14 protein-coding genes are annotated in these 20,853 nt (G+C 73.8%); 5 read left to right on the forward strand and 9 right to left on the reverse strand.

Translation table 11 applies throughout. The annotated features are described in order from the left end of the window. The coding region (locus tag AQJ58_RS21970) for a B12-binding domain-containing radical SAM protein (RefSeq protein WP_067252529.1) at positions 1-1,159 on the forward strand (1,159 nt) is incomplete at its 5' end. Positions 1,160-1,163: 4 nt separating this feature from the next. Next, positions 1,164-2,132 carry a Gfo/Idh/MocA family oxidoreductase gene (locus AQJ58_RS21975; protein ID WP_067252531.1) on the forward strand — a complete coding sequence of 323 codons (969 nt, stop codon included), beginning with the start codon at positions 1,164-1,166 and terminating at the stop codon, positions 2,130-2,132. Here the strand turns inward: AQJ58_RS21975 and AQJ58_RS21980 are convergent. From AQJ58_RS21980 to AQJ58_RS22000, 5 genes are read right to left on the reverse strand one after another with little or no spacing between them, the layout of a single operon-like run. Further along, a complete protein-coding gene (locus AQJ58_RS21980) occupies positions 2,099-2,842 on the reverse strand; it encodes an alpha/beta fold hydrolase (RefSeq protein ID WP_234360175.1) in 744 nt (247 codons plus the stop codon). The genes AQJ58_RS21975 and AQJ58_RS21980 overlap by 34 nt on opposite strands. Continuing rightward, a complete protein-coding gene (locus AQJ58_RS21985) occupies positions 2,829-8,312 on the reverse strand; it encodes a type I polyketide synthase (protein WP_067252532.1) in 5,484 nt (1,827 codons plus the stop codon). The genes AQJ58_RS21980 and AQJ58_RS21985 overlap by 14 nt, the downstream gene beginning before the upstream one ends. Continuing rightward, positions 8,309-9,355, reverse strand: a complete 1,047-nt coding sequence (locus AQJ58_RS21990) for a ketoacyl-ACP synthase III family protein (RefSeq protein WP_067252534.1) — start codon at positions 9,353-9,355, stop codon at positions 8,309-8,311. Before AQJ58_RS21990 ends, AQJ58_RS21985 begins: the two co-directional genes overlap by 4 nt. Positions 9,356-9,366: 11 nt before the next feature. Beyond that, complete coding sequence (locus AQJ58_RS21995; protein WP_067252537.1) at positions 9,367-10,896, reverse strand: class I adenylate-forming enzyme family protein; 1,530 nt, start codon at positions 10,894-10,896, stop codon at positions 9,367-9,369. Next, the gene (locus AQJ58_RS22000) at positions 10,893-12,209 is read right to left on the reverse strand and encodes an aspartate aminotransferase family protein (RefSeq protein WP_067252539.1); all 1,317 of its coding nucleotides are present in this window, start codon (positions 12,207-12,209) and stop codon (positions 10,893-10,895) included. The genes AQJ58_RS21995 and AQJ58_RS22000 overlap by 4 nt, the downstream gene beginning before the upstream one ends. 176 nt (positions 12,210-12,385) lie before the next feature. Between AQJ58_RS22000 and AQJ58_RS22005 the strand changes: the two genes are divergently transcribed. Together AQJ58_RS22005 and AQJ58_RS22010 are read left to right on the forward strand one after the other, a co-directional pair. Next, complete coding sequence (locus AQJ58_RS22005; protein ID WP_067252540.1) at positions 12,386-13,138, forward strand: SDR family NAD(P)-dependent oxidoreductase; 753 nt, start codon at positions 12,386-12,388, stop codon at positions 13,136-13,138. Positions 13,139-13,174: 36 nt separating this feature from the next. Next, positions 13,175-13,819 (forward strand): histidine phosphatase family protein, encoded by a 645-nt coding sequence (locus tag AQJ58_RS22010; protein ID WP_067252542.1) that lies wholly within the window; start codon positions 13,175-13,177, stop codon positions 13,817-13,819. 70 nt (positions 13,820-13,889) lie between these two features. On the opposite strand, the gene rsgA is transcribed toward AQJ58_RS22010, so the two are convergent. From rsgA to AQJ58_RS22030, 4 genes are all read right to left on the reverse strand, one after another. Then, positions 13,890-15,002, reverse strand: coding sequence for a ribosome small subunit-dependent GTPase A (gene rsgA / locus AQJ58_RS22015; RefSeq protein ID WP_067252544.1), 1,113 nt, complete (start codon positions 15,000-15,002; stop codon positions 13,890-13,892). A 48-nt stretch (positions 15,003-15,050) separates the two neighbouring features. Next, on the reverse strand, positions 15,051-15,578 hold the full coding sequence (locus AQJ58_RS22020; protein ID WP_067252546.1) for a hypothetical protein: 528 nt from the start codon (positions 15,576-15,578) through the stop codon (positions 15,051-15,053). Positions 15,579-15,706: 128 nt separating this feature from the next. After that, on the reverse strand, positions 15,707-17,236 hold the full coding sequence (locus AQJ58_RS22025) for an APC family permease (protein WP_067252547.1): 1,530 nt from the start codon (positions 17,234-17,236) through the stop codon (positions 15,707-15,709). A 181-nt stretch (positions 17,237-17,417) separates the two neighbouring features. Further along, entirely contained in the window at positions 17,418-19,013 is a 1,596-nt protein-coding gene (locus tag AQJ58_RS22030) for a glycosyltransferase family 2 protein (RefSeq protein WP_067252549.1), read from the reverse strand. A gap of 378 nt (positions 19,014-19,391) precedes the next feature. Between AQJ58_RS22030 and AQJ58_RS22035 the strand changes: the two genes are divergently transcribed. Beyond that, positions 19,392-20,426 carry a glycoside hydrolase family 5 protein gene (locus AQJ58_RS22035; RefSeq protein WP_067252551.1) on the forward strand — a complete coding sequence of 345 codons (1,035 nt, stop codon included), beginning with the start codon at positions 19,392-19,394 and terminating at the stop codon, positions 20,424-20,426. Positions 20,427-20,853 lie beyond the last annotated feature (427 nt).

The following is a 20,853-nucleotide window of genomic DNA, read 5'->3' on the forward strand; positions in this document are numbered from 1 at the left end:
GAACGAACCCTGGCCCGCCCGCGACCTGCTCGTCCACCACCGCAGGAACGGCATCCCCACGCCCCGCGCGTCGACGTACACCAGTCGCGGCTGCCACGCCAAGTGCACCTTCTGCTACGCCCCCCGGCAGCCCGGAGTGGTCGACGGCCCCTGGCGGGTGCGGCCGGTGGAGGACGCCGTCGACGAGATCGAGTACCTGCAACGGGAGTTCGGCACCCGGTTCCTCTGGTTCAACGACGACAACTTCGGCGGCGCCTTCCAGGACGGCTACCACCACGCCGTCGGTTTCGCCGAGGAGGTCCTGCGCCGCGATCTGAAGATCAACTTCCACTGCGAGTTCCGGGTCGACACCGGCCTCATCGACCGGGAGGCGCTGCGCACCCTGCGCCGGGCCGGCATGGACCTGGCGCTGCTCGGCATGGAGACCGGCTCCCCCGGCATGATGAAGCGCTTCCGCAAGGGCACCACCGTCGAGTACAACTTCGACGCCGCCCGCCTGTTCAAGGAGGAGCACATCGAGCTGGAACCCGGCTGGATCATGATCGAGCCGGGCACCACCCTCGACGAGCTCTGGGAGAACCTCAAGTTCATCGTGGCCGCGCGGGTGCACGAGAGCGAGAACCCGTTCTTCCTGATCAACCGGGCCATCGCCCTGCGCGGCACCGAGATCTACGACAAGGCCACCCGGTACGAGGAGCCCGACATCCCCGGGGTGGAGGGCGCCGCCCGGGAGGTCCTGCGGCACGCCCGCCGCGACTACCGGGTCGACGACGAGCGCGTCGAGCACCTGTGGACGGCCTGGAGCAGGGTCTCCTCGGAGATCAACGACCGCAAGGAGAACGAGGTCCCCTTCCTCGCCCAGAGCATCGCCGACGCCGTACGCGCCCGGCGCGGCACCGGCGCCGCCTCCCTGCGCCCCCTGCTGGGCCGGCTGCGCCGCTGGGACCAGGGGCTCGCCGGGCTGCTCGTGGCCTTCCTCAACGCGGGGCTGCTGCTCGCCGACGAGAACCCGCCCGGGCTCGCCGAGCGGCTGGAGACCGAACTGCGCGCCATGATCGTCGCGTACGACCGCGAGCACCTCGGCCGGGCCTTCCCGGACTTCGTCGTCGAGACCGCGCGGGCGTGCGGCGAGCACGCCCTGGCCCAGGTGAGGGGCTGAGGGGATGACCGACGAACGGATCCGCTTCGCGGCAGTGGGCTGCGGCAGGGTGTTCGAGCGCTACCACCTGCCCTGCGCCGACGCCCGCGACGCGATGCGCCTGGTGGGCGTGGTGGACACCGACGCCCAGCGCGCCGGGGAGCTGACGGCGGACCGGCCAGGCGTGTGGACCGGCACCCGTGTCGACCGGCTGATCGAGGAGACCGGGCCGGACCTGATCAGCGTCTGCACCCCCAACGACGCCCATGCCGCACCGGTGCTGGCGGCGCTGGACGCCGGCATCGCCGTGCTGTGCGAGAAACCCCTCGCCGCGACGGTCGCGGACGCGCGCCGGATCGCCGCCCATCCCGCAGCCGAGGAGCTGCTGGGGGTGAACATGCCCTTCCGGTTCCATCCGCTCCTCGGGGCGTTCGCCGAGGCGGCCCGCGCCGGGGCACGGCGCGTCACGTTCACCTTCGCCACCCCCGGCAACCGCGTCTGGCGGGCCCGCACCCCCTGGTACGGCGACGCCCGCCGGGCCGGCGGCGGCGCCCTCCTGGACCTGGGACCCCATGCCCTCGACCTGCTCACCACGGTGTTCGGCCCGGCCGAGGTCGAGGCGTGCGCGACGGACGCGCCGGACATGGAGGAGCGGGTCCGGCTGGACCTGTCCTTCGGGGGCCTGCCGGCCCGGCTGGACATCGACCGGGCCGCGCGCCGGCTGGAGACGTCGGTCACCGTCACCACCGCCGACGGCGACCACGTCCTCGATCTGCGCCGGGGCCAACTGCGCCGGGCGGACGGCACCGTCGAAGAGGGCGGCGACCGGCCCGAACTCGCCGCCGTCTCGGCGTACTTCGACCGGGTGACGGGCGCGCCCGGCGGCCCGCACGCCAAGGTGGGCGCCCGGGACGCCCTGGCGCTCCAGCTCCTCGTCGAGTCGGCCTACGCACACGCCCGTCAGCCGAGGAAGCGGGCCACCTCGGCGCAGTAGCGCTCCGGCCGCGCGCGATGCACGTAATGGCCGGCGTCGAGCGCCAGCAGCCGTCCCCGGGGCACCGCCGCGGCCACCTCCGCCAGCAGGGAGCGGGGCACCGGGCTGGACAGACCCCCGCTGATCACCAGGGTCTCGGCGGTGACCTCGGGCAGCCGCCGCCACCAGCCGGGATCCGCCCGCCGCAGGCCGTCGATGACGGGGCGCACCGCGGCCCCGTCCAGCTCCCCCGTGCGCAGCAGTTCGCGCAGCTCCCGGTAGAGCGAGACGACCGGCGCCCGGTCGCCGGCCGTCCGGGACGGGGCCCGCAGCGCCGCCTCCGCCGCCGGGTCCCGCGGCGGCGGAGGCGTGTCCTCGATCACCAGCCGGCCCACCCGCCCGGGCTGCCGCTGCGCGACCAGCCAGGCGACATGACCGCCCATCGAATGCCCCACCAGGTCGACGTCGTCCAGACGGTGACGGTCCAGCAGCGCCGTCACGTCCCGGTACATCGACTCGAAGGTGTACGCGTCCGGGCGGACCCTCGGGCTCAGCCCGTGCCCGCGCTGGTCCGGCACGAACACCCGGCGCCCCAGCGGCCGCAGCGCCGACGCCAGCCGGTCCCAGCCGCGCCCGGTGTCGCCCAGCGCGTGGAGCAGCACGGTCGGCCGCCCCGCCGGATCACCGGTGATCCGGCAGGCCAGCGTCACCGCGCGGTCAGGAGCGCGCACTGGTCACCAGATAGTCCACGATGGCCGTGACCGTCTGCTGGTGCCAGACCAGATTGGCCGGCAGCCGGCGCTCCAGCAGCCGTTCCAGCCGCCGCCGGATGACGATCGCCATCACCGAGTCGAGCCCCGTCTTCAGCAGCGAGCGGTCCGGGTCCAGCTCCGCCGGGTCCAGCTTCATCTCACTCACGATGACGGAGACCGTCTGCTCGTGCAGCAGCTCCCGCAGCGCCTCCTCGGTGAGGTCCGCCGCCCGCGGCGGCCCGGCGGGCCCGGCCGGCTCCGGGGGCGGGTCGTCGGTGAGGTCGCTCAGCAGGCCCGCGCGCCGCACCCCGGGCGGCAGCGGCACCGGCCGCAGCACGGCCAGGGCGGCGGCCCCGGACCGGCCGGCCAGGTCCCAGGCGGCGAAGGCCTCGGCCGCCGTGATGTCCCCGACACCGTGGGCGCGCAGTTCGGCGTCCACCGCCGCGTTGTCCGCCATGCCCAGCCCCCGCCAGGACGTCCACGCCAGACTCAGACTGCCGGCCGCTCCCTGACCGTGGTCGTGGACGGCCAGGGCGTCGAGGAACGCGTTGGCGGAGGCGTACGCCGCCTGACCGGTGAGGCCCAGGAACTGACCGCACGAGGAGAAGTGGACCAGGAAGTCGAGGGACCCCGGCGGGAACAGCCGGCGCAGGGTCAGGGCGCCCCCGGCCTTCGGCCGCAGCACCGCCGACAGCGTCGCCGGGTCCAGCCGGTCGACGAGCTGGTCGTGCAGGACCCCGGCCGCGTGCACCACGCCGCGCACCGGCGGCAGGTCCAGCGCGTCCGGCGCCAGCGCGGCCGCCGCGGCCTCCGGGTCGGCCAGGTCGAGGGCCACCACCCGCACGGTCACCCCGAGGGCCTCCAGCGCCCGTACGGTGCCGACGGCGCGGGCCCGGGCCGGATCCGTCACGGTGTCCCACCGCGACCGGGGCGGCAGACCACCCCGTCCGGCCAGCACGAGGCGACGCGCGCCCCGCTCCACCAGCCGGCGGGCGATCTCGCCCCCGAGGACGCCCAGACCGCCGGTGACCAGATAGGTGCCGTCCGGCCGGCACCGGGGCGGGGCGTGGTCCGCGCCCGGGCCGAGGGGGACCAGCCGGTTGACGAAGGCCTCGCCCTCGCGGACCGCGACGACGTCCTCGCCCGGGTTTCGGGCGATCACCCGCACCGCGGTGACCAGATCGTCCCGCGTGGGCCGCGGAGCGAGATCGAGGGTGCCGCCCCACAGACCGGGGTGCTCGCCCCCGACCACCCGGCCGAGCCCCCAACGGGACGCCTGGGCCACCGCCTCCAGCCGGTCCGCCTCCCGGACACCCGTGGTCAGCGACCACAGCCGCGCCGTACCGGGCGGCCACACACCGAGCCGCTGCGCCGCCCACGCGAGCCGCCACGCCTCCCGCACGGCGAGCTCCCCGGCCGCGAGCGGCTCGGCGCTGGGCAGGACGAGGACGTCGACCGGCCCGGACACCCGTCCGCGCAGCCCGTCCAGCGCGTCCGGATCCTCCGCCGACAGCCACGCGACGCCCAATTGGTCGGCCGTGGTGCGCAGTTCGGCGGCCAGCGCACCGTCCGTGCCGATCGCCACCACGGTCCGGGGAAGAGCGGGACCATCGGTGGGCAGGGGACGCCAGTCCGTCCGGAACAGCAGCTGCCCGGGCCCGCCGGGACGGGGCTCCGCCTCCGCGCCCGCGTACCGGACCCCGGCGAGCGCGGCCACGGTCCGTCCGTCCTCCGCCGAGATCCGCACGCCCACCGTGCGACCGGTGCCGGTGCCGGTGCCGGTGCCGGTGCTGGTGGCGGTGCCGGTGGCAGGCCCCTCCACGAGCGCCTCGATCCGGGCGCGGACCGGCGGTTCGCCCGTGGTCCACACCCGCCCCACCCCGGCCACCACGCGCAGCGCGGCGGGTCCCGGGAAGGCGACGGCCGCCATGGACAGGGCGGCGTCGAACAGCGGGGCCCAGGTGCGTGCCGCGGAGCCCGGTTCGTCGGCCGCGACGACATCCGCCCGCAGCCCCGCGTCGAGCCGCTCCAGCCGGTCCACACGCCAGGGGAAGGCCATCGAGGGCACCCCGACCGAGGCCAGCTCGGTGGTGATGCGGTCCGCGGCGAGCGGCGTCCCGGGTCCGCCGGCCGGGGGCAGGGCCGGTGGCGCCGGCTCGTCGCACGCGGCGGCCGTGGCATGGGTCAGCCAGGGCCCGCCGTCCTCGTCCGGGGCGGCACCTGCACCGTCCGGCTCCACGGTCCTGGACAGCAGGCGTACGACGCCGTCCTGGGCGACGACATCGACGTCCCGGGGTGCCGCCAGGGTCAGCGGAAGCTCCCACGACACCCCCGACAGGGCGGGCCGGCCCGCCGCGTCCAGGAAGGTCTGGAGGACGACGGCCGCCGGGACGAGCTCGACGCCGTGGAGGGCGTGACGGCCCGGATACGGCCGGGACGCCAGGTCGACCCGGGTGCGCCACAGATCCAGCGGGCTGCTCCCCGCCAGGGTGCTGCGCGGTCCCAGCAGGGTGCGGCGCGTGCTGTCGTGCCGGCCCCGGTCGGGCCGGCGGACCGGCTGCTCGCGCCAGTGGCGCTGCCGCCGCCAGCTGCGGGGCGGCAGGGACAGGGGCGGGGCGCCGGGGCCGGCGGGCCAGTCCACGGCCGCTCCCGCGCAGTACAGCAGGCCCGCGTTCGCCAGCAGCTGGGCGCGCCCGCCGGCGTCCCTGCGCAGCGACCCGGCGACACAGTGCCGGTCGGCGCCCGCCGCCTCCAGGGTCTCCTGCACGGAGTGCCGGACCACGGGATGGGCCGACACCTCCAGGAAGGTCCGGAACCCGTCCTCGGCCGCCGCGGTCACCGCTCCGGCGAACCGCACCGGGTCGCACAGGTTGGCCGCCCAGTAGGCGCCGTCCCGGGGAGCCGGGTCCCGGGGATCGGCCAAGGCGGTGCTGTAGACGGGAAGGCGGGGAGCGTGGACGGCGAGGCCGGCGGCGGCCTCCGCGAGCTCCTTCGCCAGGGGGGCCATCTGCGGGCTGTGGAAAGCCACGTCACTGTCCACCCGGCGCACCAGCAGGGCCGGGTCGCCCGCCAGTTCCGCGGCGAGCGCGTCGATCTCCGCGCGCCCGCCGGCCACCACGGTCGAGGTGGGCGAGGCGAGCACCGCCGGCACCACCGACTCGCTGCCGCCCAGCCGGTCCGCGGTCTCCTCGGCGGGCAGGCCGATCATCAGCATGCCGCCCGCACCGGCCACCCGCCGCAGCAGCACACTGCGCCGGCACACCAACCGGGCACCGTCCAGCGGCGACAGGATCCCGGCCGTCACGGCGGCCGCGATCTCGCCCATCGAGTGGCCGAGGACCGCCGACGGCGTGAACCCGAGCGAGCGCCACAGGGCGGCCAGGCCGAGCTGGACCGCGTAGATCATCGTCTGGGCGACGTCGACACGGCCGACGTCCCCGTTCTCGATCAGCTCCCGGGCGGTCGCGCCGATCTCCTCGGCGAACACCGGTCCGATCCGGTCGACCGCCTCGGCGAACACGGGCTCCGTGGCCAGCAGTTCACGGCCCATGCCGGGCCACTGGGCGCCGGTGCCGGAGAACACCCACACCACCCTGTCGCCGTCCCCGCCCGCCGCCGGGCCCTCGACGACCCCGGGGGCCGACCCGCCCGCCGCGAAACGCCGCAGCCCGCCCGCCAGTTCCCCGGGACCGGCGGCGACCACGGCGACCCGGCGGTCCAGATGGCTGCGCCGGGCCCCGAGATCCCGGGCGAGGACGTCGAGCGCCACGTCCGCGCCGGGCCCGGCCAGCCAGTCCGCGAGCCGCGCCGCGTCCGCCCGCAGGGCCACCTCGGACCGCCCGGAGAGCGGGAACAGCCGGGGCGACCCGTCGTGCTTGACGCGGGGTGGTGCGGGTTGGGCGTCGTGCCCGGCGGGGGGCGGTACGGGCCGGTCGTCGTGTCCGGCGGGGGACGGCACAGGCCGGCCGTCCTGCTCGGCGGGGGGCGGGCTTGGCCGGTCGTCGTGTCCGGCGGGGGGCGGTAGGGGCCGGTCGTCGGGTCCGGCGGGAGACGGCTCGTCGTCCTGCCTGGCAAGGGGCGGTACGGGCCGGTCGTCGTGCCCGGCGAGGGACGGTACGGGTCGGGTGGGTGCCTCCTCCAGGACGACGTGGGCGATCGTGCCGCCGTAGCCGAAGCTGGAGACGCCGGCCCGTCGGGGCCGCTCCCCGCGCCGCCACGGGGTGCGCTCCCGCGTCACCCGCAGCCGCGCCTCCTCCCACGGGATGCGCGGGCTGGGCACCGAGAAGTGCCCGCTGGGCGGGATCTCCTCGTGCACCAGGGCGAGGATCGTCTTGATCATCCCGGCGATCCCGGAACCGGCCTCCAGATGCCCGATGTTGCCCTTCACCGACCCGATCAGACAGGGGCGGTCGGCCGGCCGGCCCGCGCCGAAGACCGCCGCGAGCGCCCCGGCCTCCAGCGGGTCGCCCGCCACGGTGCCGGTCCCGTGCGCCTCCACGTAGTCCACACCGGCGGGTGCGATCGCGCACCTCTCGTATGTCCTGCGCAGCAGGTCCGCCTGCGCCTCGCCGCTGGGCGCCATGATGCCGGCGGTGCGCCCGTCCTGGCTCACCCCGCTGCCCCGGATCACCGCCAGCACCCGGTCGCCCGCCCGCTCGGCGTCCGTCAGCCGCTTCAGGACGAGGACGCCCGCGCCCTCGCCCCGTCCGTAGCCGTCCGCCGAGGCGTCGAAGGGCTTGCTGCGGCCGTCCGGCGAGGTGGCGCCCGCCCGGTCCAGGGTCACCGACAGCCCGGGCGCGACCATCAGGTTCACCCCGGCCGCCAGCGCCAGGTCGCAGTCCCCGGCCAGCAGACTCCGCCGGGCCAGGTGCACACCCACCAGGGAGGCAGAGCAGGCGGTGTCCACGGCGAGGCTCGGGCCCCGCAGATCGAGGCTGTGGGAGACGCGGTTCGCGGTGGCGCACAGCGCCGCGCCGATCCCGGTCCACGCCTCGATGCCGGGGAGGTCCTCCAGCAGCCGCCGCCCGTAGTCGTCCGAGCCGACGCCCACGAAGACCCCGCAGTCGCCGCCGCCGAGGCCCAGCGGCGGGATGCCCGCGTCCTCCAGGGCCTCCCAGGCCAGTTCGAGCACCAACCGCTGCTGCGGGTCCATCAGTTCGGCCTCGCGCGGCGCGATCCCGAAGAACTCCGCGTCGAACCCGGCGATGTCCGTGAGGAAACCGCCCCGGCTCGTGGTGGCCCGGACGACGGCCTCCTGCTCGGGCCCCGCCTGCGCGTACGGCGCCCAGCGCTCCGCCCCGTCGCGGATGCCGTCCCGGCCCTCGACGAGGAGGTCCCAGAACGCGGCGGGGGAGTCGGCGCCGCCGGGGTAGCGGCAGCTCAGCCCGACGACCGCGACGGGCTCCTCGGCCCCGGCCGCGGGCGGGACGTGGACCGGCGCCCCCGTCACGCGTCGCTCCCCTCGGAACCCGGCGTCTCCAGCACGGTGACCACCGCGGCGGTGATCATCAGCCCGGGGCCGGCGCTCAGCAGGAGCAGATGGTCGCCCGCGCTCAGGTCACCGGCCTCCACATGGTGGTTGAGCTGGAGCCCCACGTCGGTGGAGCCCGCGTGCCCCACGTCGCGGAAGAAGTCGACGGCGCCCAGCGCGGCGTCCAGCCCCATCGGCCGCAGATGACTGTCCAGGAAGTCCGCCGTGGCGGCGCCGAGATGGAGCACCCGTGACAGGTCGGCCACGGTGATCCCCGCCTCGGCCGTCACCTGCTCGACCAGCTTCGTCCCGCTCGCCCCGTACTCCTGCACGATCTCCGAGGCCTTCGGGCCCAGCTCCTCGATCATCGCCTCCAGGTGCTCGTTCATGTCGAGCGGCCGCCCGGTGGTGACGGCCGGCGGGAAGATCGGCTCGTGGCCCCGGTTGAGGATCTCGAAGTGCGGCAGCGAGACCGACTCCACCGAGCGCAGCGCGGCCCAGCCGGACTGCTTCGACAGCACGACCGCCGTCGCCGCGTCCGCCAGTACCGCGTCCCGGTGCGCGTACCACCGGTCGACCGACGGGGCGCCGAAGTTGTCCGCCGCGCTCACCACGGCCCCGGTGCGCGAGGGGGCGCACAGCAGGTACTGGGCGGCCATCTCCAGGGCGGCGAGGAACGCGTTGCAGCCCTGCTCCACCGTCAGCGCCGGCACGGTGGAGCCGAGGGTGGACCGCAGGATGTAGTGCGGCGCGGACCAGCCGTCGGGTCCCTGGTGGTAGGCGCAGGAATGGACGAGGAGGTCGATGTCCTCGGGCCCGAGACCCGAGCGGCGCACCGCCTGCCGTACGGCCGCCACCGCCATGTCCGGCGCGGAGACCCCGTCGGACACGGCGATGTTGCGCCAGCCGCAGGAGTCCATCCGCTCCCTGTCGTACGCCCCGCGCCGCACCGCCTCGGCCACGCTCGCCCTGGGCGGGATGTAGGCGCCGGTGCCTGCCAGGAAGAGGTTCTCTGTTCGCACGCTGACTTGTCCTAACTGTCCGGACGTCCGGGCTGTCCCGGCGGTCCGGTCCTCGGTCGGATGACCTTCCCGGTCTCGGTGGTGGGCAGATGTGCCACGGAGGCGAAGACATGCGGGACCCAGGAGGGCGACAGACGCTCCCGGCAGAAGCGCTCCAGCTTCTCCGGGTCGACCGTCTCCGGTGTCACCGTCGCCACGATCCGCTGCCCGAGGACCGGGTCGTCGGCGCCGGAGACGAGACAGGAGGCGACCTCCGGGAAGGCGAGCAGGACCGCTTCGATCTCCTCCGGGGCGATCTTGGCGCCCGCGACGTTGATACAGGTGGACAGCCGCCCGGTGAGGACGAGCCGTCCTTCCTCCCAGCGGGCCAGGTCGCCCGTGGTGAACCCGTCCCGCAGCGGGGCCGTGTCGACGGTGTCCCGCTCGGCGTACCCGAGCATCGCCGACCGCGACACGACGGTGACCAGTCCCGTGCCGGTGGCCGCCACCGCGCCGGTCCCGGTGTCCGGGCCGGTGTCCGGGGCGGGGGCGCCCGGTACGGGGGAGAGCCGGACCTCCACCCCGGGCAGGGGAGCCCCGGGGCCCGTGGCGTCCGGGCGCCACGGGGCCGGACGGGTCACACAGATCGGCCCGGTCTCGGTAGTCCCGTAGACCTGGCCGACGTGTCCCGTGAGCCGGGTCGCGACCAGTTCGGCGGTGTGCGCGTCCAGCGCCATCCCGGCGGAGAGGTACCCCACCGCGCGCCCCCGGCGGGGCAGCGAGCGGGCCGAGCGGGCGAGCAGCCGCAGCAGCGGGGGCACCCCGACGAACAGCGTCACCCCGTCGTCGGCGATCTCGCGGAGCAGCATCCGCGGCCGGTCCGGGGACGTGCACCGGACGTGGGCGCCCGCCAGCGGCGCGGCCAGGGCGCACAGCCCGAAGCCGTACGCGTGCTGGAGCGGCACCGGGCACAGCAGCCGGCTGTCCGGGCCCAGGGCGAGCGCCGCGCGGTAGTTCTCGACCTCGGCGAGCAGCGCGGCGGCCGACCGCAGCGCGACCCGGGGGTGCCCGGTGGTGCCCGAGGTGAGCTGGGCCGTCGCCGCCGCCTCGAACGCGGGCCGGCGCGCACGTGCCCCCGGCCCCGGCGGCCTGCGCGCCGGATCCCGGTGGCCCGTCAGCCGGCGCGCCCCGCAGTCCTCGGCCGGGAAGGGGAGCGCCGACGGCGAGTCGCGGGGTGCCCACAGCAGGTCGAGCGGGCAGCGCTCGCGGAGCCGTGCCAGCTCCCACGGGGTGAGCCGGCGCGAGAGCGGTACGGCGACCGCCCCGGCGGCCAGGATCGCGAACACCTCGCTGACGAACTCCGCGGCCGGCCCGCCCAGGGTCCCCACGAGGACGCCGGGACCCGCGCCCGCCGCCCGCAGCGCCCGGGTCTTGGCGTCGACCCGCTCGACCAGGTCCTGGGCGCCCGTGCTGCCGGTCTCGTCGCTGATCAGCGGGGTGTCCCCGAGCCGTGCCGCGCGCTCGCGCAGCAGGGAGAGCAGTTCCGTGCGCGCGGCCGTCATCCGAGCTCGGTCAGCGCACGGTGCAGGGCCCCCGCCGCCTTGTCGAGGACCTCGCCGGTGTGCGCGGTGCTCAGGAACCACGGTTCCAGCGGGTTGGGGTGGAAGTAGACGCCCTCGCGCTGGGCCAGGGTCTGCAGACGGCGGTGCCGGGAGAAGTCGACGGCCTCGGCGAGGTCGCGCAGCGCGCCGTGCCGCTCGGGCGGCCTGCGCAGCAGCGCCACGCACATCAGGGTGCCGACCCGGCTGATGTGCACCGGCCGCTTCTCGGCGGCGAACACCTCGCGCAGCGCCGCCTCCGCGTCGGCGCCGATCGCCTCCAGCTCGTCGTACAGCCTGGGCCGGGCGCGGATCTTGGTGAGCACGGCGACGACCGCGCGCAGGGCGGCGTGGTTCCCGGCGTAGACACCGGCGTGGTGCGCCTCGTTCGTGGCGAGCAGCCGCATCGCCTCCTTGCGGCCGCCGAACGCCGCGACGGGGAAACCGCCGCCCATCACCTTGGAGAGCACGGTCAGGTCGGGCTCGACGCCGTACCGCTCCTGCGCCCCGCCGCGGGCGACCCGGAAGCCGGTGATCACCTCGTCGAAGACGAGGAGCGCTCCGCTGTGCGCGGTCAGGTCGCGCAGCAGTTCCAGGAAGCCGGGGGCCGGGGGGATCACCCCGGCGTTGGCCAGCACCGGTTCCAGGATGACGGCGGCCGTCCGGTCGCCGTCCCGGGCGAAGAACTCGCGGAGGGCGTCGGCGTCGTTCCACGGCAGCTGCGCGGTGTGCGCGAGGGCCTCGGGGATCATCCCGGGCGCGCCGGGGACGACGTCCGTCGGCCGGGTGCCCGCGAGGTGGAGCGTGGTCTTCCCGGCGCGCAGCACGGTCTCGCTCCACCCGTGGTAGTGGCCCTCGAAGGTGAGCACCAGGGAGCGGCCGGTCACGGTACGGGCGAGACGCAGGACGGAGGCGACGGCCTCGGTGCCGGAGTTGGCGAACCTGATCTGCTCCACGCCGGGCACCAGCTCGGCGACGAGCCCGCCGGCCTCGGCGTCCAGGGCGTGCGGCAGACCGGTCATATGACCTTGGGTGAACTGATCGGCCACGGCCTCGGCGACATCGGGGTCGGCGTAGCCGAAGAGATGGGGACCGTAGCCCATGTTGAAGTCCACGAGCTCGCTGTCCTCGACATCCCGGATCGAACAGCCGTGGGCGCGTCGTACGACGAGCGGGACGGGTACCGCCGCTGCCCGCATGCTGCTGCTGACGCCTCCGGCGATGACCTCCTTGATGCTTTTCAGGTAATCAGTATTCGTCCGACGTTCGGCGTCCATGGCACCCACTGAAAACCTCCAGCTTCGTCGGCCTGATCCGAAACCACAGAATGCCGCAGAGGTTTGGAGGCCGACAGCGGCCGTTCTGGGAATGGCCGGATCACGGGGGGTGATCGGCCAGTCTTGGGTGGCAGGATCGGACGGGTGATCAGGCCGCGTTGCGCAGGGGGAATGTGATGTCTTCTCGGGGCGTCGCCGTGGTCACGGGGTCGGGTTCCGGCCTCGGGGCCGCCGTCGCCGTACGGCTCGCCGCCACCCATGACCTGGTGCTGACCCATCTGGCCGAGGACTCGGGCCTGGTCAGGACCGTCGAGCGGGTGACGGCGGCGGGTGCGGACGTGGTCGCCACCGTGCCCGGGGACCTCACCCGCGAGGAGACCGTGGAACGGCTCGGGGAGGTCATGGCGGGGTGCCGGGAAAGACTCGACGTCCTGGTCTGCAATGCCGGCGCATACACATATGCGCCATGGCGGAAAACCACCTGGGAGGAGGTCAGATCGGCCGTCGACGTCAATCTCCTCGCGCATATCGCCTGCGCACGGGCCGCCACTCCGCATTTGGTGGCGCGCGGGTCTGGCCGGATCGTTGCCGTTTCCACCGTGCTCACCCGGATCGGACGCGTGGAACTCGCCCCCTACATCGCCGCGAAAGGCGGTCTCGAGGCATTCGTGCGTGCCCTGTCCCGTGAACTCGGCCCGTATGGGATTACAGTGAATTCCGTGAGACCGGGGCCGATCGAACTCGATGCGCGCCAGCGGTCCCATCCGGATTACCCGGCCTGGCGTGAACGGGAATTCGCCCGCCAATGCATCAAACGGCATGGGCGTCCCGAGGACGTGGCGGCGGCCGTGGCGTTCCTGGTTTCCCCGGAAGCCGGATTCATCACGGGCCAGAGCCTGACCGTCGACGGGGGCTGGGATCTCGACTGACCTGCCCGGCAGGCCGATTGAAGGACCAGGACACGCATGGAACACAGCGCACACGGCCCCTCCACCCATGTCCTGCTGGTGCGGCACGCGCAGTCGCACGCCAGCGTGAAGAAGCTGCTCGCGGGCTCCCGCACCTGCCGCGGGCTCACCGAGCGGGGCCGGGACCAGGCCGCGCGCCTGACGGCCCGGCTCGCGGCGGAACGGCTGCGGCCGCACGCGCTGCTGACCAGTCCCGTCCGCAGGGCCCGTGAGACCGCCGACATCCTCGCCAGGGGGCTGCGCGTCGGGGCGCCGGACGTCGAACGCGAGGTACGGGAACTCGACTTCGGGGCGGCCGACGGCCTGTCCGTCGAGGAACACCTGCGCCGGCACGGCTCGTTCGACATGACCGCCGACCCCGACCGGCCCTTCGCGCCCGGCGGGGAGACCTGGAACCAGTTCCGGATCAGGGCCGGCCGCGCCGCCGACGCACTGCTCGCCCGGCACCGGGGCGGCACGGCCCTCGTGGTCTGCCACGCCGGACTCATCGTCGCGGTGATGTCCGCGCTGCTGGACAGGGTGCCGAAGACGCTGTTCACCGACACCACCCCGGCGGCGACGTCGATCAACGAGTTCGTCCACGACGGTACCCGCTGGAGACTGGGCCGCTTCGACGACGCCCGGCACCTCGACGGGGCCTGACGGAGCCGGGGCCTGACGGAACCGGGGCGCCCGTGAACCGGGGGCGCCCATGAGCCCGAAGGCGCCCGTCTCAACCGTCCTGCCGGGGCCCCCGCTTGCGCTCCATCATGTGGCGGCCCAGCGCCTTCTTCCGCTTCCAGTCCCGCAGCAGGTCCGCGCTCAGGCGCGCGTCGCTGCGGGCGGCGATCCGCTCGTTCTCGCGGACCAGCTTGTGGTAGTTCTCCAGCCGCCGCAGCGGCAGGGTCCCGTCCTCGGCGGCCGCGAGCACCGCGCAGCCCGGTTCCGCCCGGTGCGAGCAGTCGTGGAAGCGGCAGTGGCGGGCGAGGGCCTCGACATCGGTGAAGGCCTGCGCGAGCCCCCCGTCCGCGTCCCACAGCCCCACCCCGCGCAGCCCCGGGGTGTCGATGAGGACCCCGCCGCCCGGCAGCGGCAGCAGATCACGGGTCGTGGTCGTGTGCCGCCCCTTGCCGTCGACGTCCCGGGTGGCGTCCACCCGCTGCGCATCCGTCCCGGCGAGCGCGTTGGCCAGGGTCGACTTCCCGGCACCGGACATGCCGAGCAACGCGGCCGTGCCGTCGCGGAGGAGGCCGGCGAGCAGGTCCATCCCCTGCCCGGTGGCCGCGCTGACCGGCAGCACCCGCGCGCCGGGGGCCACCCGTTCGGTGTCCTGCACGAGATACGACAGGGTCGTCGCGTCCGGCACCAGATCGGCCTTGGTCAGCACCACCACCGGCTGCCCGCCGCTCTCCCACGCCAGGGACAGGAACCGCTCGACGCGCCCGAGGTCCAGCTCGTCCGCCAGGGACACGGCGATCAGCACCCGGTCCACGTTGGCGGCCAGTACCTGTCCTTCGGCCCGTCGTGAGGAGACGGCCCGGACGAACGCCGTACGCCGCGGCAGCACCGCCCGTACGACGCGCTGCTCGGGGTCGACCGTCACCCAGTCACCGGTACAGGGCCGACCCGTGGAATCCGCGGACGCGGGCGACCCGGTCTCCGCGCGCACGCACACCGCCCGCCCGCTCCGGTCGACGGTCACCACCTCGCACGACCCGCGGTCGACCCGCACCACCCGCCCCGGACTCAGCCCCCGCCGCGCCCCCTGCGCGGCGAAGCCGGCCGCGACGGTGTCGCTCCAGCCGTACGGAAGGAGCGGGTGCGGGGTGCGGGGGGAGGACGTCAAGCCGCCAGTGTACCGGCCAACCGGTCCCGTGCGGCGGGGGCTTGCCTGTCACGCGGACACGGTCACGCCGGGCGCGGACAGCAGCGCCGTCGCCGCCCTGCGGTGCAGCTCGTCCACGGTCCGCAGCTGCCCCTCCGCGCGCTCCAGCAGCTCCCGCAGCCGCACGGGTTCCAGCCGCGGCTCCCGGAGAGAGGCGGCGAGCAGGGAGCGCCACAGCAGCGCCTTGCCCTGCACGCCCAGCCGCATGGCCTCGCACTCGACCAGGACCGCGAGGCCGGAGCGGCGCAGCAGCCGCCCGTTGGGCTTCAGCCGTCCGGCCTTCTCCCCGAGCCACGCGGCGTACACCTTGTGGTGCCGCACCGGGATCCCGAGGTCGGCCAGGACACCGAGCAGGGACCGCCGGTCCTGCACGATCTCCGCCGCCAGCCGCCGCAGCTCCTCCGCGTACGCCGGGTCGTCGTGCTCCCGGACCATGCGCCGCGCCAGCTCGGCGCCGGCCGTGGCACCGGCCAGGTGGTCGTTGAGGTAGACGTCCAGGACCGTGCGCCGGTCCGGGCCTCCTGCTGTCGCGCTCATGATGTGCCTCCGGCCCCCCGCCCCGTCGATGACGACCGGGTTCCCCGGCCGGGTGGCCGAGTACCCCCGGACCGCGCCCGTCAACGTCGCCGGGCGCGGCCGGACCGGCACGGTGTGCGACCGGCGGGTCAGGTCCTGTCGCCCGCCGCGGCGCGGGTCGGTGCGCCCAGGGCCCAGAAGAGGACGCCGAGGAGCGCGAACCCCGCCAGCGGCACGGCCTCGGTGAGCAGGTACGTCCAGCGTTCGGCGTGGGTCCAGCCGTCCGGGGCGTAGGCGGAGCCGAACCAGTGGTCGCCGAGGCCGGGGGCGATGAGCTGCACGCTCGCGAACAGGACGAGCAGGGTGAGCACCGCGCTGATCGTGCGGGGCAGGGGCGCCCGGTAGGGGCGGGGGGTGTCGGGGGCCTTGCGGCGCAGGACCGCGAGGGCCGGGAAGATGCCCAGGTAGCTGACGAGGGTGGTGGAGACGGCGAGGCCGAGGACGGCACCGAAGAGCTTGGCTGCGCTGCCGCCGGTGAGCTGGTGGGCCAGGATCAGGACGACGGTGGAGACCAGCCCGCTGAGGATGTTGACCCGGACCGGGGTGCCGAACCGGCTGGAGATGACGCCGAGGAAGCGGGGCGCCGCGCCGTCGTAGCCGGAGACGGCGAGGGCGCGGTCGGAGCCCATGACCCAGGTGACGCCCGAGGACAGCACGGTGAGGATGAAGAGGATCGCGGCGAGGTCCCCGACCAGGCTGCCCGCGCCGCTGAGCGTGGCGGTGCCGTCACCGGCGACGGAGCCGCCGTAGACGGTGAAGACCTGGCGGATCGCGTCGATGAACCCGCCGAGGCCGGTGACGGCCTTGACCGGCAGGACGAGCAGGATGCCGAGGATCGGCAGCGCGTAGAGCAGGACGGCGATCAGGGCGCTGCGGAAGATGGCGAAGGGTACGTCCCGCTGGGCGTCCGTCATCTCCTCGCCGGCGGTGTTCGGCAGCTCGAAGCCGACGTAGTTGAACATCAGGACGGGCACCAGGCCGACGAATCCGGCGTACGTCGGGGAGAAGTCGCCGAGCCCGAACCCGTGCAGGCCGTGCCGGACGCCGTAGAGGACGACGGTGACGGTGAACAGCCCGAGCAGCACGAACCGGCTCCAGGCGCCGATGGTGGGGATCCATTTGCCGACGTCGAAGGAGAGGATCGCGGCGAGCACGCCCACCCAGACGAACGCCAGGGTGAAGACGTAGAAGGCCGGGGTGCTCAGGTCCTTGCCGTCGTGGAAGAACGTGGTGAAGGCGGTGACCGCGGACACCGACAGTGTCCCGCCGAGCCACACCGGATTGGTGATCCAGTACAGGAAGTTGTTGACGGCGCCCGCCAGCCGCCCGAAGGCCCGGCTGGTCCAGATGTAGGGGCCGCCCTCGTCGGGGAACGCGGCACCCAGCTCGGCGATCAGCAGCGCGGACGGTACGAAGAACACCACGGCCAGCACGATCAGCCAGGTGAAGGCCTCGGCGCCGGAGGAGGCCACCGTGCCGATGGTGTCCACGCCGACGATGGTGCACAGGAGGAAGAAGAGGATGTCGAAGCGGCCGAAGTGCTTGCGCAGTTTCCGCCGCTCGGCCTGGGCTGCCGCCGGCACGTCGGCCGGCTCGGAAAGGATCTGGCCAGCGGCCACCGGGGCTCCTGGATGCTCGTGGTACGGGCGGGATCCGGCCCATGATGAGGTGAGGTCCCAAATACCCACAAGCGTTCGAGCGCAAGTCTTGACGTTTACTTACGCAGGCGCACGGCCGAGGTCCCCGCAGCCGCGTCGGCCTGGCTGCGAGGACCTCGTGGGGGTGTCGCGCGGGCGGGCCTCAGTGGCCCTCCGCGGGCGCCGGCCGTCTGCGCGCGGCCGTGGCGACGGGTTCCTTCCGGGGGGCCCGCCCCGGCAGGAGGACCCGGCCGACGACCGTGGCGTAGAACAGCCCGGAGGCCATGACGAGGGCGAAGTCCGGCGGGTACAGGGTGATCATGCGCCAGGCGGCGGCGCCCACCCACAGGAGGGCCGTACCGCCGTTCCAGACCCGGACGCCGATGGCCAGGCGCCGATGGGTGGTGCGGCCCGCGGACGCCGAGCCGGTGGGCCGCCAGGACTGGCGCCTGCCCCGGACGATGTCCCAGATGGCGAACAGATGCGCCCAGCCGTACAGCAGGCGTACGGCCCAGGCCTCGATGCGGTAGGGGCACCGGTGCCACAACGGGAAGACCAGCAGGGTGTAGACGACGCTGGGCAGCACCAGCAGCAGATAGTCGACCTTGAGTCTCTCCGGCGTGGCCACCAGCAGCACGATCGGCAGCAGGGGCGCGACGACGGTGAAGAGCGCGGTGTGGAGGTAGTAGAGGAAGCCGGAGAAGTAGCAGAGCCGGGTGGTGAGCCGGAGCCTGGTGCTCCAGAACTTCTTGCTGCCCAGCAGGCTCATGGACCCCGAGCACCAGCGGTACTGCTGGTGGTAGAAGGCGCTGATGTTGTCGGGGCAGTTGCCGGTGGCGAGGGGGATCGGCACGTAGCGCAGCTTCCAGCCCAGGCGCCCCAGGTCGAAGCCCGTGTGCACGTCCTCCGAGTGCTCGATCAGCGTCGTACCGCCGTTGGCCTCGAGGGCCGTCCGCCGGTACACCGCGCAGCTGCCCACGCAGATGGCGCCGCCGTGGCGCTGCCGGGACACCTGGACGGCGCGGTAGAACAGCTCCTGCACGGAGCCCGCGCCGCGCTCGATCCACGTCTGGCGCCGGGCCACGCGGAAGAACTGGGGCGACTGGACGATGCCGGTCGTCGGATCGTGGTCCATGTACGGCAGGAGTTCCTCCAGCAGATCCGCCCGTGGGGCGAAGTCGGCGTCGAGGATGAGGATGTACTCCTCGTCCGAGATGCCCAGGCCGTAGTGCAGGTTGCCCGCCTTCTTGAACCATCCCCGGTTGGGCCGGCTCCCGTACTGGAAGCCGAACTCCTTTGCCATGGCGGCGAGCTCGGCGGAGGCGGAGTCGTCGAGCACATAGGCGGTGGCCCGGCCGGGATAGCGGTCGGTGAGTCGGCGCACATACCGCCAGGTGTTCTCCAGGACGTCGGCGGGTTCGCCGCAGACGGGGAGGAAGACGGCGACCGTCGGATGGGTCGCGGGGCGCCAGGCGCGGACCAGATCGCGGTGGGCCGCCAGGTCGAAGTCGGGGGTGAAGCCGTTCACCCGCAGCGAGGCCAGGTAGTAGAGGACGCTGAAGACCAGGCACGGCAGCAGGACGAACAGCCAGGGTGTGGACTGGATCAGCCGGAACTGGCTCTGGACGAGGCAGCCCATGCTGATGATCGAGGCGCCGGTGAGCACCCAGAGACGGCGTCGGACGTAGGAGTACTTCTCCTCCTCGTCCGGGGGCCGGGGCAGCACGGTGCCGGGCTGCTGCCCGGATCGGGACGTCATGCGCGGGATGGGCTGTCGTCGGTCGGTCTCCAGCGTCAGGTCAAAGGAATCCAGGCTCAAGGCGTACTCCTCGCCAGGTGGGCTCCCGAAGGGGGTCGGTCACCTCCAACCGATAGCCAGGCGGGGTGTGGGCTGCGCCTTCCGCTGGGCTGATTGCTGCACCGGTCGCTCGAAGGAAGGATGCGCCGGAGTGGCACTCGGCGGAGAGCGCGGCCGGACGGGGGGCGGGCGGGCCCGGGCGGGCGGCGCGACACCGTCTCTGCACTCGGGTGAACCTCGACCGGGGCTCGGGCGAATCGCGGTGACGGTGCATCACCTCTTAGGTGTCGTATCGTCATATTTGCCTTTGGTCCCCACCCCTCAGGAACCGGAGGCACCATGCCCCCCACGCATTCCCGCGCCCGCCGCGTCGCCTGGACCTCGCTGGCCCTCGCGGCGGCGGTCGGCTTCCTCCCCGCGAACCCGGCGCACGCGGCCGGCGCCGGACCGGCCCCGAAGGCCGCGACGCCCGTGCAGACCTACGGCAGGCTCCACGTCTGCGGCACCCAGCTGTGCGGCCAGTCCGGCCGGCCCGTCCAGCTCCGCGGCATGAGCACCCACGGCACCCAGTGGTATCCGCAGTGCCTCACCGGCGCCGCGCTGGACGCCGTCGCCCAGGACTGGAAGGCGAGCGTGCTGCGGGTCTCCACGTACGCCCGCGAGGGCGCCTATCGCGCGGATCCGAAGAAGTACACCGAACTGGCGAGCCGGCTCGTCGACATGGCGAGCGCCCGCGGCATGTACGTCATCGTCGACTGGCACACGATCCACCCGGGCGATCCCCACGAGGACCTCGACAACGCCCGCGCGTTCTTCACGGCGATCGCCGAGAAGCACAAGGACAAGGACAACGTCCTCTACGAGATCGCCAACGAGCCCCACGGCGTGAGCTGGTCGACCATCAAGGACTACGCCGCGAAGATCATGCCGGTGATCCGCTCCCGCGCCCCCGGCAGTGTCATCCTCGTCCCGACGCGCGGCTGGTCCACGCTCGGCGCCGCCGAGGCGACCAACGAGAAGGTCATCATCGCCGACCCCGTGCGCGACAAGAACGTGATGTACACGTACCACTTCTATGCGACGGCCGGACGGGAGCAGTTCCTGAAGCTTCTCGACCGCGCCTCGGACAAGCTGCCCGTCTTCGTCAGCGAGTGGGCCGTCGCCTCCTGGAACGGCTGGGGCACCGACTACCCGATGGCCCAGAAGTTCGTCGACCTCATGGCCAGGAAGAAGATCAGCTGGACGAACTGGAGCCTCTCCGACAACCACAAGGACCTGTCGGTGTTCAAGAAGGGCGCGTGCAGCACGGGCAAGTTCGGCACCGCCTCGCTCTCGCCCAACGGCGTCTGGGTCCGTGACCGGATCAGAGGCTGAGGCACCCCTGCCGACGGGTCCCCGAGCCGCACCGACCCGGCTTCGGGGACCCTTCGGCGTCAGCCGTGGAAGGTGAGGAAGCCGTCGTCGCCCGGCCCATACGGCATGCGATCAGGGAGGTGCTCTGCGTGTTCGTTCCGTGAGATCGGTCGGCACCCGGCCCGACGCTCCGGGCTTTATGTTGCGCATTGCGCGCCGCGAATCAGTAATACGCAACTCGAAATCGCTTGTTGAATCGTCATCCGTCAACCCCTTGACGCCCGTCCGTGAGGCGGCCAGGGTGTTCCACCAAAAGCAATTCGATGCGCGATGCGCAACACGGTGCCATCCATCTCGGCCGCAGCACTGGTTCCGCGGCTGAACGCCGAAAAGAGGTCGATCGTGACCCCCACACAGACCGAGGTACCCCGGCGACGGGGTGCGCCCG

This window comes from Streptomyces sp. DSM 15324 (genome assembly GCF_001514285.1).
Lineage (GTDB): Bacteria > Actinomycetota > Actinomycetes > Streptomycetales > Streptomycetaceae > Streptomyces.